Below are 13,236 nucleotides of genomic sequence, written 5' to 3'. Positions count from 1 at the left end.
CACATCGTTCCAAACAAAAGCCGATCATCCACTGAGATGACCGGCTCTTTTGCTGTCGATAAATCTATCAGATCTATACTAACAAAATATCTTTTTCTTTCGCCACAAACACCTCATCGACCCGCGCAATAAAGGCGTCGGTCAACTTTTGAACACGTTCTTCGCCCTGTTTCACGGCATCTTCCGATACACCGTCTTTAACGAGTTTGCGGATATCGTCGTTCGTGTCTTTGCGGATGTTACGGACATTGATTTTAGCCGTTTCAACTTCCTGCTTTACCTTTTTGACCAGATCGCGACGCCGGTCTTCGGTCAACGGTGGAATGCTCAGTCGAATTTGCTCACCATCGTTGTTGGGATTCAAACCAAGGTTTGAATTTCGGATCGCTTTCTCAACTTCCCCGATGAGCTTTTTCTCAAAAGGTTTGATAACGATCGTGCGGGCATCGGGCGTATTGATCGACGCTACCGTATGCAACGGTGACAGCATTCCGTAATATTCGATCTGAATGCCGTCGAGCATACCGGCATTTGCTTTTCCAGCACGGATTTTGGTCAATTCGATGGCCAGGTGCTTAAGCGCCTTTTCCATCGTATCTTTTGCATCGTCGAGGTATAGCTCGATCTCTTCCATTTTCTGAGTTTTCAGCTTTTTAAGTTTACAGTCACTGGCGTTGAGGCCATATTAACTGTAAACTGTAAACTATTTTAGACTGTTTCTTCTGGTAATTTAGCCGTAATGAGCGTACCGACATCTTCACCCTGAACAAGCCGAAGCAAGCTACCAGTCTCATTCATATTAAAGACAATAATCGGCAGATTGTTTTCCTGACACAGCGTAAAGGCCGTCAGGTCCATCACACTCAGTTTCTTTTCGTAAACGTCATCGAAGGTGATGCTCGTATACCGGGTGGCGGTTTTGTCTTTCATCGGATCAGCCGTGTAGACGCCATCAACTTTAGTGCCTTTCAGGACAACGTCGGCTTCGATTTCAATAGCCCGTAAAGCTGCCGTTGAATCCGTCGTGAAGTAAGGATTGCCGGTTCCGGCGCCGAAGATGACAACACGTCCTTTTTCGAGGTGACGCACAGCCCGCCGACGTACATACGGTTCACAGACCTGCTCCATTTTAATGGCTGACATCACACGGGTGTACATACCATGTTTTTCGAGCGAACTCTGAATGGCCATTGCATTGATAACCGTTGCCAGCATACCCATGTAGTCGCCCTGAACGCGATCGATGCCTGACCGTTCACCCGAAACGCCCCGGAAAATGTTGCCTCCGCCGACCACGATGGCTACCTGAACGCCTAAATCTACTACCTGCCTAATTTCACGGCTGTATCTTTCCAGCACAACCGGGTCAATATTGTAACCATTAGGGCCAGCCAATGCCTCTCCACTCAGTTTGAGCAGAATGCGTTTATAGTTCGTCGAAGGTGTCATGAGGGAAAATTTTGCGGGCAAAGATAAGAAAAAAGCGTGGGGCATGGAGCATGAAGCCTGGAGTTTTGCGCGTGGTTTTACTTTGTGCACCCCATTGGACACGCTCGGATTGTTTTCTGCTTTATGTAAATTCGATTAAGACCTGCCCCTTTTCAACCCGGTCTCCTTTGTTGGTCCGTATGGTTTTAATGACTCCTTCGCCAGTGGCTTTCAGGATGTTTTCCATTTTCATAGCCTCCAGAATCAGTAAGCTATCGCCTTTGTTGACGGTATCGCCCGGTTGAACATTTACCCCAACAATTAGCCCGGGCATGGGTGCTTTCAGATCGTTAACTTTGGTGGCTGCGGCACTGGCCATACCCATTTTTTCGAGCAAAAGGTCGAACCGATCCTTTAATTGAACCGGATAGATGTGACCATTGATCTTTAATCGAACGGTTTTGTCAGTCGGGTTCAGGTCCAGAATTTCGGCCGCATAGGACCGATTCTGGTGTAAAATATGAAAAGTCCGATCCGAAAGCTTTACTAAATCCCAGACAAACGGTTCGCCATTGAGTTTGGGACCAGCCGCCGTGAAATCAATGGTTACGTTTTGGTTGTTAAGTGTAGTTTGGTACATGGAATAAAGTAAAGTAGTTGGATTGGGGCCTATTTCTGTTTCCGGAGCGGCTAATCTATAAACAGTATCCCACAAACCATAAACTTTTCCTCAAGACTTATTAATCAACCAAATTCCCAGTAGACAAATACCCATGCCCGCAAACTGCACCGCATAGATGGTTTCGCCATCGAGAACACCCCACATCAGCGCCACGCCCGGCATTAGATACGTCACCGACGACGCGAACAACGGTGAAACTAACTGCATAATCCGATTAAAAATTACCGACATCACGCCGGACCCAAGCACGCCCAGGCAGATTAGCGTTGCCAGCGATAGCGTTGAGGCTGGTAACGTTACCCGTGTAAAGAAATCAGTCGTCAGCAGGGTTAACAGAGCCATTGGTCCAACGAAGGCAAATAACCAGGCGGTCGACACCAACGCAGGCATGTGGCTCAGGTATCGACCAATGATATTGATATTTGTGCCATAACAAAGCGTTGCCAGCACAATTAACAGGGCATATCCATTTACCGAAAATGATCCTGTGGCACTGTAAAATATCAATAGAATCGATCCACCCAGGCCCAGCAGAATCCCGGCAACCTGCCAGAGACGAAGCACACGACCAAAAAACAATACGCCAATCAGGAGTGTAAACAACGGGCTAAGCGCGTTCAACGCACCAGCGAGTGAACTGTTGAGGTGTGCCCCGGCTTCGGCAAACAAAAAAGCGGGAATCAGATAGCCCAATAATCCAGCCGCCAATAAAGCGCCCCATCGATTTCGGACCGATTGTCGCGTATCGACATTTCGGGCCTGGATTCCCAGAAATGGACTAAAGAATAAAAATGCAAAGAGAATACGACCAGCAGCTACCTGCTCCGGCGGAAAAGCTACCAGACTGCGCTTGATCAGAATAAAGGAGCTACCCCATACCAATGCCAGCACAAAAAGGAGAATCCAGGCGAGTAGTGGGTGTTTTTTTGCCGTACTAATTGATTCCTGAGTAGACGTTGGCGTCATAAAGAGTTAGTTTTCGACTTGCACAGGTTGCTCTTCAGCCAGGATCATAGCTGGTAAGGAGCGTTTTACGTATTCATCTTTCTTACTAAAGGGAACGGCCTGATTTAGTAGTAAGTTCGGTTATCAGGCAACGAATAAGCACTCTAGTTATAGCCATCTATTCGGCCAGCCTTTATATTTGGCATTCGCTCTGGCCGTGGAATGGTCAGATAATCCAGTATACCAATGCTCAACGATTCCCAGCCAGACCTGGCTCCAATTACCCGTCACCTACGGGCCATGTTTGGCTCCCGATTACTCATTGCCGCCGTTAGCCATTTGCACGTTTTTGACCAGTTAAGCAATGGGCCGCTTTCAATAGCCCAGTTAAGTGAGCGACTCCAGCTTCGTGAACGACCAGCTATGGTACTGTTCCCGGCATTGTGTGCCATGGATATGCTCCGTTGTCATGCGTCGGGGGAGTTAAGCATTACCGAACTTGGCCGCTACCTGCTACAGGATCAAACTCCAAACCTGACTGGTTATGTGGGTCTGGAAAAAGACGATCCGGGTGTCATCGAAATGGTTGACCGGCTCAAAAACGACGGGCCGCTGGATGCTCCTCAGGGTATTTCCTTCGTCAAGGAAGGAGAGGGTCCCTCACCAATGGACAATCAGGAATTGGCCCGTACACTCACTCTCGGCCTGGCCGGACGCGCCAGACGGCTGTCGCCTATTGTTGCCGCCAAGCTCTCCAGACGCGAAGGACATCTGCTGGACGTAGCCGGTGGAACAGGCTTTTATACCTATGAATGGCTGATGAATAACCCGTCCTCAACAGCCACGATACTCGACCGGCCAGCTGTTTTGTCGGTAGCCAGTGAGCTGCTGGACGAATTAACGGCAAGTGGCCGGTCAGGCGTGGAAACGCTCCGGGAGCGGGTAACGTTCTTACCCGGTGATATGCTTACGGATGAGCTTCCAAAGACCGACCTGTTGCTGGCAGCCAGCCTTTTCCATGATTGGCCAACGTCAACCTGCCAACTGCTGGCCAACCGTTTTGCATCCTCCCTTCGACCCGGTGGTGAGCTATGGGTTCACGACGCTTTCCTGAACGATACGCTGGATGGACCGCTTCCCGTTACGGACTACTCAGCCCAGCTGTTCTGGAATACCAAAGGTCGGGCCTACAGCCGGGCCGAATACCGGCGCTGGTTTACAGAAGCAGGTCTGGAACCAACCGCCGAGAACATTGCGACCCAGATGGATTATGGGTTGATCCGGGCACATAAACCCGATTGATCAGCAGACGGCAATAGTGACCGCAAAACGAACCTGAGATCGCAAAAAGAAGTTAATCCATCGTAGTTCTATTTTCTACAGCTACGGCTAGCGACTTAATCGCTTAAATGAATCAAAAAGATGGAAGTAGAAATCTGGAGTGATGTTATGTGCCCGTTTTGTTATATCGGCAAACGAAAATTCGAGCGTGCACTGAGTGAATTTCCTCATAAAGATCAGGTAAACATTGTCTGGAAGAGTTTCCAGCTTAATCCTGCCATGAAAACTGATCCCGACAAGACTATAAACGAATATTTATCGGAGGCAAAAGGCTGGAGTCTCGAGCAGGCCAGGCAGATGAATGACCGTGTAACGGCAATGGCCAGCGAAGTAGGCTTATCCTACGACTTCGATAAAGCGGTTGTGGCCAATTCGTTTGATGCTCACCGCCTGATTCAATTGGCCAAAGCGAATGGTCTGGGCGATGCCGCCGAAGAGCGATTATTTCGCGCCTATTTCACCGAAGGTCGTAACACCGCCGATCATGACACGTTGCTCGAACTGGGCACTGATATTGGTCTGGATACTGCTGCTGTGGAGCAGTTGCTTCAAAGCGACCAGTATGCAGAAGCGGTTCAACACGATATTTATGAAGCTCAGCAAGTTGGCGCCCGCGGTGTGCCGTTTTTTGTGCTTAATCGTCGATATGCTGTTTCTGGAGCCCAACAACCCGAAACCTTTCTGGGTGCACTCAACACGGCGTGGGCAGAAACTGAACAGGAGGCATCCAGCGTAAAACGCTAACCTATTTGCTAACCTGAAATATGAAGGCCACTTCGATTGAATGACGCTCAATCGAAGTGGCCTTTGTCTGTAATAGTATTTTACAGGAAGCTAGCTCACACAAGCTCAGGAATGTAATTTTCCTGAATCTCATCCAGAATTGCCCCAAGTTCTGCGTATGAATCGGTGGTTACCAGTCGGGACCGGTAGGGTTTAAAATCGGGCAACCCTTTGAAATAATTCGCATAATGACGGCGCATCTCAAAGAGCCCTACGATTTCACCTTTCCAGCGAATCGAGAAATCTAAATGCTGGCGACAAACGGCCACCCGATCGGCCACTGTCGGAGCAGGTCGGTGCTCGCCAGTTCGGGCAAAATGCTTGATTTCGTCAAAAATCCATGGATGGCCAATGCTGGCACGTCCGATCATGACACCATCTACGCCATACCGATTTTTATACTCCAGCGCCTTCTCCGGTGAATCGATATCACCATTTCCGAAAATCGGAATCTGAATGCGCGGGTTGTCTTTGATACGACCAATGAGCGTCCAGTCGGCATTGCCTTTGTACATCTGAACCCGTGTCCGGCCATGAATGGTCAGCGCTTTGATACCAATGTCCTGCAAGCGTTCGGCAACTTCGCCAACATTTTTAGTATTATCGTCCCAGCCAAGCCGGGTTTTAACGGTCACCGGAAGATGAGTGGCTTTAACGACCGCTTCGGTCATGCGCACCATTTTCGGAATATCCTGCAACAGGGCAGCACCAGCGCCCCGACAGGCTACATTTTTTACGGGGCAACCGTAGTTGATATCAATCAGATCGGGGTTGGCACGGGTTGCAATTTCGGCACAGGCCCCCATCGTCTCAATGTCGGAACCAAACAGTTGAATACCAATCGGTCGTTCGTACTCAAAGATATCGAGCTTCTGCACGCTTTTGGCGGCATCACGAATCAATCCCTCCGACGAGATAAATTCGGTATACATCAGATCGGCACCGTTGGCTTTACAGACCGCCCGAAACGGCGGATCACTGACATCCTCCATGGGAGCCAGCAGCAGCGGGAAGTCAGGTAATTGTATGTTGCCAATGTGTATCACGCAGGCAATAAGTTATGATTTATGATGTACAAATTACGATTTACAGCCCCGTTTGGTTCCTTTTCAATTGACAGTTCTTCAGCAGCTGAGTCAAGTTGGCTTTTTATAAACCACCTACTCTTACGATGAACTAGTTGGGGGAAACAATGATAAGGTAATCGTAAAATAGCCATCATCGTCCTGAATAATGGGTTCTGCATGACCCAGGAGCCGATATTTAGCGGCAATATTGGTTAAGCCGATCTGATTCGAGGCCATACGATTGTTCTTCCGTTGGAGATTATTCCGCACAATGAGCCAACCTCCACTCGCGGTTTTCGTTGATCGACCCGCCTGACGGACTGGCTTATTGCTGCCCAAATCGTCGGCGGTTGGTATCGTCGTAATTTCCAGCAACAAGGGCTTGCTGGCGGCAACAATATTATGTTTCACCGCATTTTCAACCAGCATTTGTAAGGTTAATGGTGGCAATCTATGCGTCAGAAATTCAGGTGAAACAGCCATTTTCAGGTCAATTCCAGCCCGGTAGCGGGTTTTGAGCAAGTGATAATACGACTCGATGAATTTCAGTTCCGTTTCGAGTGTGGTCAGTTCACTGGCGCCATCCAGACTACCTGTTTTATTGGTTTGTAACAGATACCGATACACATTCGCCATTTCATACAGAAACTCATCCGCCTGCTCGGGCTCATCGGCAATTAACGACGACAGTGAATTCAGACTATTGAATAAAAAATGCGGATTAACCTGATGCTTCAGGCTTTCGTACTGGCTTTGCAAGGTAACTTCTTTCAGTTTTTCCTGTTCCAGAGCACTTTCCCGCCATTTAGTCAGGGAATAAACCGTTTCGTCAATACCGACAGATACGATATTCACTAAAGCGTTGTAAAACAGAATCTTCACAGTCAGATTGGGATTATGCTGATACCCAAACAGATGAAAGTGATCATAGATAAAGATACCACCGAGAATGTATGCAGGCGTTACGATTCCGAATACAAGTAGCATCCGCCATACCCGAAGCCAAATCTGATTCAGGTCGGGGTATCGGCGAATCACTCGCTGGGTCAGAAAATTTAGCGTTAAAATACAGCAGCCCGATAAGCTAAAGTTCAGCAACGTTCCGAGCAGAAACGTTCTGGTATCCGTGATGTAGGCCGGGCCAATAATCCAATACGTCAGGAGTGGAATAAAAAACAAAGGCATCAGCAAAACATGCCATTGCAGCGCTGGTCGTTTGGGCAACATGGTTTCTGATTCAGAAACCGACAACGGTATAAAACGATCAAATCCGTAGGTTGCCAGCGGTCCAGTTGCCAGCCAAAAACGAAGGTTTTTCCTAAACGATGCTAACATAATACGATTCCCTCTGCGCCAATGAACGTCAACTGGCCGCAAGTACGAATTGTTTCGATGGATATCCGATCAAATTCTGCTTTAGCTGTTATATCGGCATGCCAGCCTGCCAAAACGGTCTGTCTAATTGAAAAACGTTTCTTCTCTGCCAGTTGCAACAATGCTTTATATATGCCCAAGATCTATCAATGGCACGGTAACGATAAACCACTCGTTCTCCTGTTGAATTACTAATTTGTCGTCGCTCAGCAGATCGTATCGCACCGTCAGGTTGGCTAAACCGGCGCGGGTCGTTTCAATTTTGTTTATTTTCTGCTGAAGAACGTTTTTAACCTCCAAACGTCCGTCGGGAAGCGTATTGATGCGTATCGTCAGTGGATTCGAAACCGACATGACATTATGTTTTATGGCGTTATCGATCAGCGTCTGAATGGTTAACGGCGGCAGACTACGCAGCCGATACTCGTCAGCTACGTGAAACGTAATGTTCAGACTATCACCATAGCGTGTTTTTAACAGATTGGCGTATACCCTGGTATAATCCAGTTCGGTCTGTAAGGATGTCAGTTCATGCTTGCCCGCCTGTAGCAGATACCGATAAACTCGGGCCAGATCATCTACAAACCGCTCGGCTTTCGTGGTATCTTCGCCAATCAGTGCAGACAGCGAATTCAGGCTATTAAATAGAAAATGTGGGTTTAAATCTCCCTTCAACGCGTCAAACTGGTGTTGCAGCGCCATCCGCTTCAACCGATCGTTTTCGATCTGATTCGTCTCCCACTGAGAATAGGTAAAATAGACGCTGATTCCTGTGCACAGAAAAACGTCGACAATGTAACTTACGATCCAGATCGGCAGTACCGTATCCCAGGAAAACGAGACGTTCAGTACAGGTATCAGGCTATAGAACCAGACGTAGATAACCGCCAGGCCAGTTGTTATACCCGCAGCCAGCAGCAACATGGTCAGTGTTCGGGAGGCCGCCTGGCGTACATGAGGAAACCGGCCTATTACCGTACGCACCACGAGTCTCAGTGCGCCAACCAAGAGCCAGTAAAACCCGGCCGACGATACGGTACCAATAAAAAACGCCGACAAATTCCGAAAATAGGGAAGCCCAATCAGGTAATAATTTCCAAGGAGCAGGAAAACGGGCATACCCAACAGGTAATACCGGCGTTCGGGAGTGTGGCGGCTAAAGGGCTGAATAAGGTAAGGTTTAATCAGAGGAAGAAAACCCATGTAGTTAGATCTCTGAATCAACCGGCAATTTACTAAATCATGTGTCTCTTCCCTATCCCGGAACAGGCTTTTCACCTTCAATTGCCCCGCGCAGAATGGCTGGCACCATTCAACCGGGGAAACCGATCTGGCCCAACGTTTTTTAAAACGAATTATCAACACGAGACGGGTTGTACCATCAGGGTTTGTTTTTTGTCGTAACTTGCGGCTTATACGCCTGACAGGCTAGCTTATCTGCCATGTTTTATTATCCAATTCGTCAGTGCCTTTCTAGCAGAAGATAGGTTGCTATTGAATAAATTTACCGGAAATATGCAACCAATCTATATGTCGAACCGCACTTTATCGCGGCCACCAACACTCGGTGGGCTGATTATGCTGGTCGGTTTTGTGCTGATGGGTGGGGTTATCAGTACGCTGTTGTTGTTCGGTCTGTTGATGCTCACCAAAGGAATGGGTCCTTCAGAAGCCCAGGCCTACCTGACCGAGCTGGCGGCTAATCCGGTTGCCGCCCCCAACGGATGGTACGAACTGATGGTGTTGCAGGCCATTAACCACCTCGGCACCTTTCTATTACCGTCGCTTTTATACTGGTATTCTATTGAGCGTCGAACCTGGGATCAGTTTAACCCCCGACCCATTTCGGCAGTTGCCGGGCTGAGTTTGATCGCGCTGATTGTGGTTGCATTCATGCCTTTCGACAGCCTCATTATTGAATGGAATCAGGGGATACATCTTCCTCAAACACTGTCTCCGCTGGAACAGTGGGTTCGCGATAAAGAAAAGGAACTTGAGGGAGTTACAAAGTACCTCACCACGTTTAAAACAATACCGCAATTGCTGGTGGCCTTTCTGGTGATTGCCATTATTCCGGCTATTGGTGAAGAGACCCTGTTTCGGGGTATTCTACAACGGAATTTAACCCACTGGAGCGGCAATGTTCACCTTGGTGTCTGGGTGGCGGCTGCCCTGTTCAGTGCCATTCACGTGCAGTTCCTGGGCTTTTTCCCCCGTATGCTGTTGGGAGCTTTATTTGGTTACCTCTACGTGTGGTCAGGGAATTTGTGGGTACCGATTCTGGCTCACTTTGTCAATAATGGGTTTACGGTACTGATGGTATTCCTGTACCAGCGAAAACTGGTATCGATGGATATTGAAAGTAACGAATCAGTGCCGCTGCTGGGCGCTTTGATTTCGGGTGTTGTTACCGTTGGCTTATTATTTTACTTCAGGCAGGCAAATGGTGATAAGGCAACGGGGTAATTATGCATTTCCCCATGCCAGCTACCTAATAATCTAAACAATGACAGAAAACTGGGAGTCTATTTATACTACACCCCTGCCCCACCGGGCTGAACTGGCAAAAGCGTTGTTGAGTGAACACGATATTCCGGCGGTTGTGGTCAACAAACAAAGCAGTAGTTATCCGTCAATCGGAGGGGGAAAAAGTGAAGTCCACGTATTGGCAAAGGACGCGGTTCTGGCCAAAGTAATTCTGGAGAATGAAGCAACGTTTAGCTAAAATGTCGAACCTACAACAGCGGGTTATTGCCGCTGTATTAGGGGTTCCTTTTATTATTTTCATGATTTGGTATGCCGACTGGACGTTCGCGCTACTCTTCTGCGTTATCAGTGCGCTCACACAGCGTGAGTTTTACCGCTTGTTAGGGCTCGACGGTTTTGAACCGTTAACGGCCTATGGAACGCTGGTTGGGTGTATGGTCTGTATATTGGCCTATTTCATTGAAACCGACCAGATTGGCACCGGCAACTACTTTCTGATCTGCCCGGCCTCGTCCATGATCTTCCTGATCAAGCTGTATAAAAAGCGGGATATGAAGCCGTTTACGAACATCGGTTTCACGTTTCTGGGCATCATTTACGTAGCCATGCCTTTTGCCCTGCTCATTATCCTGGCTTTGCGTGGGGGTAGTTTTCACCCCATGATTATTACCGGATGTCTGTTACTGCTGTGGGCGAGCGACATTGGAGCCTACTTTGCCGGAACTCATTTTGGCCGTCGAAAACTGTTCGAACGGGTATCGCCCAAAAAATCATGGGAAGGAGCCCTTGGTGGTGCAGCTGCCGCAGCCTTGATTGCCCTCGGTCTGGCGATATATGCCGATGAGCTACGGCCCTGGCAATGGTATTGTGTCGGCGGTATTATCGTTGTAACAGGTACGTACGGCGACCTCGTCGAATCCTTATTTAAGCGGAGCATTGCCATCAAAGATTCAGGAAGTAGCATTCCGGGACATGGCGGCTTTCTCGACCGCTTCGATGGGCTTTTGCTGGCGGCTCCATTTATTATCACGTTCCTTAAATTATTTGCCTGATTTATAGCCACGATTGGCAAGCTATAAAACATCATCGATTGTTTCGAGCAGGTGTTTATCCTGCTTGGATGACTGTCTGCGTTTAACATACGCATGCATTCCTAACCAAGTTACGCCTACAACCGCATAGACCAGTAATCCCACCGCTGGCCAGATCAAGCCATTAGCCACGTCTGTTTCGGAAGGCATCAACAGGCTTAATATCGACAACCCCAGGCCACCGCCCAGAAAGTAGGCCGTTGTCCCAACGCTTGAGGCTAGCCCCTGATGCTCAACCGCTATATCAGCAATGACCAGCAATGTCAGGCTGGTGAAGCATATGGCCATACCGAAGCCCGAGATACAGGCAACGGAAATCAAAAGGAGCCATAGTGGGTAGCCTAGCTGCAACGATCCGATCAAAGCAACCGCGCCAACCGTCATCATGCTCATACCCAATATACCCATCTGGAATACCGCCATCCGGCGGAGCAAAGCAGGAATCAGCAATTTGCCCACCACTGCCGAGAGAAGGCTAAAGGGAAATAACAAAATGCCCGCTCGAGCCGCACTATACCCCATGTATTGCTGTAGCGTAATGGATTGCACGAATAAGAAGCCCGTAAAAAAAGCCCCCAGCAAAAACGTTACCCCAAGGCCGGTCAGGGTATTGGGTGCCTGTAGTAAGGATACATCAATGAGCGGGTCCGTTTGCTGAACGGTCCGAAATCGTAACCACCTGATACTTAATACGATCAACCCGATCAACACAAATTGATGCCATAATGGCGATGCCGGCTGGCCGATTGTGTGAACTCCATACGTGATCAGCAACAGCGTAAAAGCCAGCAGTGCCCCCGACAGCAGATCAGGTGTCCGGCGGGTTCGATGAACCGGATCGGCCGGAATATAGTGAATCGCCAACCCGCCAATGAGCAAAAGCACCGGTACGTTGATAAAGAAGACCCACTGCCAGCCTGCGTAAGTAGCAATGATCCCCCCTAGCGACAAACCACTGCCGGAACCAATGGCAGCAAACGAACTGAATAAAGCGATTGCCTTACTTCGCGCTGTAAGCTCGGTGAATGTATTGGTAATCAGGGAAAGTGCCGAGGGCATGACCAGTGCGGCTGCGAGTCCCTGCAAGGCTCGAAATCCGGCTAACTGACCAAAAGAGGCCGAAAACCCGGCCCCTATCGATGCCAGGAAAAATAGCGCAATACCCACTAAAAATACCCGCTTTCGGCCTGATACGTCAGAGAGTTTACCACCAATGATCAGGAAACTCCCATATAAGAGGACATAAAGGGTCTGTAGCCATTGAACTGTGCCCGTATTCACACTAAACTGCTTCTGTATGAGCGGAATAGACAGATTGAGAATTGCGATGTCCAGCGCTTCGACAAAGACGCCGGTACAGGCAATCAATAGAATAATTGTATTGCGGGAAATGGTCATGTTCATACTATTTGTCCTGCACAAAATTATAATAGTAGAATATATACAGAAAATAATATGGCTATTTTAGAACAAATAAACTATATATTGGCACTTCCTAGAACAACTAATTAACTCCATGAGCAAATGGATGATTCAACAGAACAACACACAACTCCTCCTCTCCCACTCGATCAAAAGGATATCGAGATCTTACGGTTGCTTCAGGCAAATGCCAAGCTCACGGTTCGGGACATTGCGACTCAAATTCACCTGAGCCCTACGCCCACCCACGAACGGATCAAACGACTGGAGAAGCATGGCGTCATCAAACAATATGCAGCCCTGCTCGATCACCGGCAAGTCAATAAAGGCATTATGGTCCTCTGTCATATCACGCTAAAAGACCACGACCGGCAAACGGCAAGTGCCTTCATTGCGGCCATTCAACAATTCGATCAGGTCATTGAATGTTATAATATATCGGGCGAGTTTGATTTCATGCTCAAGATTGTTGCCAGCAGCATGGAGAGATATCATTATTTTATGGTCAATCACCTCAACGAGATTAAAGGCATCGGGCAAACGAAAAGTAGTTTTGTTATGGATATTGTCAAGCAAACCCACGAGCTGATCTAGCGTAATGAACTCCGGAATTACT

The 13,236-nt window shown here is 48.3% G+C and carries 14 protein-coding genes; 6 read left to right on the top strand and 8 right to left on the bottom strand.

Going from position 1 to position 13,236, the window contains the following annotated elements; translation table 11 throughout:
* Nucleotides 1–73: 73 nt before the first annotated feature.
* The 4 genes from frr to GJR95_RS23335 form a co-directional block, all read right to left on the bottom strand.
* Nucleotides 74–634, bottom strand: a complete 561-nt coding sequence (gene frr / locus GJR95_RS23350) for a ribosome recycling factor (protein WP_162388154.1) — start codon at nucleotides 632–634, stop codon at nucleotides 74–76.
* Between the two features lie 74 nt (nucleotides 635–708).
* Entirely contained in the window at nucleotides 709–1,449 is a 741-nt protein-coding gene (gene pyrH, locus GJR95_RS23345) for a UMP kinase (RefSeq protein ID WP_162388153.1), read from the bottom strand.
* A gap of 121 nt (nucleotides 1,450–1,570) precedes the next feature.
* On the bottom strand, nucleotides 1,571–2,068 hold the full coding sequence (locus GJR95_RS23340; protein WP_162388152.1) for an acetyl-CoA carboxylase biotin carboxyl carrier protein subunit: 498 nt from the start codon (nucleotides 2,066–2,068) through the stop codon (nucleotides 1,571–1,573).
* A 90-nt stretch (nucleotides 2,069–2,158) separates the two neighbouring features.
* Nucleotides 2,159–3,076, bottom strand: coding sequence for a DMT family transporter (locus GJR95_RS23335; RefSeq protein WP_162388151.1), 918 nt, complete (start codon nucleotides 3,074–3,076; stop codon nucleotides 2,159–2,161).
* A gap of 225 nt (nucleotides 3,077–3,301) precedes the next feature.
* Here GJR95_RS23335 and GJR95_RS23330 point away from each other — a divergent pair, with 225 nt between their 5' ends.
* Nucleotides 3,302–4,357 (top strand): methyltransferase, encoded by a 1,056-nt coding sequence (locus GJR95_RS23330; protein WP_162388150.1) that lies wholly within the window; start codon nucleotides 3,302–3,304, stop codon nucleotides 4,355–4,357.
* Between the two features lie 120 nt (nucleotides 4,358–4,477).
* Complete coding sequence (locus GJR95_RS23325) at nucleotides 4,478–5,140, top strand: DsbA family oxidoreductase (protein ID WP_162388149.1); 663 nt, start codon at nucleotides 4,478–4,480, stop codon at nucleotides 5,138–5,140.
* Between the two features lie 95 nt (nucleotides 5,141–5,235).
* Here GJR95_RS23325 and dusB read toward each other — a convergent pair whose 3' ends face one another.
* The 3 genes from dusB to GJR95_RS23310 form a co-directional block, all read right to left on the bottom strand.
* Complete coding sequence (gene dusB / locus GJR95_RS23320; protein ID WP_162388148.1) at nucleotides 5,236–6,225, bottom strand: tRNA dihydrouridine synthase DusB; 990 nt, start codon at nucleotides 6,223–6,225, stop codon at nucleotides 5,236–5,238.
* A gap of 120 nt (nucleotides 6,226–6,345) precedes the next feature.
* On the bottom strand, nucleotides 6,346–7,581 hold the full coding sequence (locus GJR95_RS23315; protein WP_232540836.1) for a sensor histidine kinase: 1,236 nt from the start codon (nucleotides 7,579–7,581) through the stop codon (nucleotides 6,346–6,348).
* A gap of 165 nt (nucleotides 7,582–7,746) precedes the next feature.
* Entirely contained in the window at nucleotides 7,747–8,823 is a 1,077-nt protein-coding gene (locus GJR95_RS23310; RefSeq protein ID WP_162388147.1) for a sensor histidine kinase, read from the bottom strand.
* A gap of 312 nt (nucleotides 8,824–9,135) precedes the next feature.
* Between GJR95_RS23310 and GJR95_RS23305 the strand changes: the two genes are divergently transcribed.
* Genes GJR95_RS23305 through GJR95_RS23295 form a run of 3 tightly spaced genes read left to right on the top strand, consistent with a single transcriptional unit; the run spans nucleotide 9,136 to nucleotide 11,159 of the window.
* Nucleotides 9,136–10,086 carry a CPBP family intramembrane glutamic endopeptidase gene (locus GJR95_RS23305; protein WP_394369961.1) on the top strand — a complete coding sequence of 317 codons (951 nt, stop codon included), beginning with the start codon at nucleotides 9,136–9,138 and terminating at the stop codon, nucleotides 10,084–10,086.
* Nucleotides 10,087–10,126: 40 nt separating this feature from the next.
* A complete protein-coding gene (locus tag GJR95_RS23300) occupies nucleotides 10,127–10,345 on the top strand; it encodes a putative signal transducing protein (protein WP_162388146.1) in 219 nt (72 codons plus the stop codon).
* Nucleotides 10,326–11,159, top strand: coding sequence for a phosphatidate cytidylyltransferase (locus GJR95_RS23295; protein ID WP_162388145.1), 834 nt, complete (start codon nucleotides 10,326–10,328; stop codon nucleotides 11,157–11,159). The genes GJR95_RS23300 and GJR95_RS23295 overlap by 20 nt, the downstream gene beginning before the upstream one ends.
* A 21-nt stretch (nucleotides 11,160–11,180) precedes the next feature.
* On the opposite strand, the gene GJR95_RS23290 is transcribed toward GJR95_RS23295, so the two are convergent.
* On the bottom strand, nucleotides 11,181–12,602 hold the full coding sequence (locus tag GJR95_RS23290) for an MFS transporter (RefSeq protein WP_162388144.1): 1,422 nt from the start codon (nucleotides 12,600–12,602) through the stop codon (nucleotides 11,181–11,183).
* A 120-nt stretch (nucleotides 12,603–12,722) separates the two neighbouring features.
* Between GJR95_RS23290 and GJR95_RS23285 the strand changes: the two genes are divergently transcribed.
* A complete protein-coding gene (locus GJR95_RS23285; protein ID WP_162388143.1) occupies nucleotides 12,723–13,214 on the top strand; it encodes an Lrp/AsnC family transcriptional regulator in 492 nt (163 codons plus the stop codon).
* Nucleotides 13,215–13,236: the final 22 nt, after the last annotated feature.

Source organism: Spirosoma endbachense (genome assembly GCF_010233585.1).
In the GTDB taxonomy this organism is placed as follows: Bacteria; Bacteroidota; Bacteroidia; order Cytophagales; family Spirosomataceae; genus Spirosoma; species Spirosoma endbachense.
Note: the sequence above shows the minus strand (reverse complement) of the source record. Positions and strands in the feature narration are given on the sequence as shown.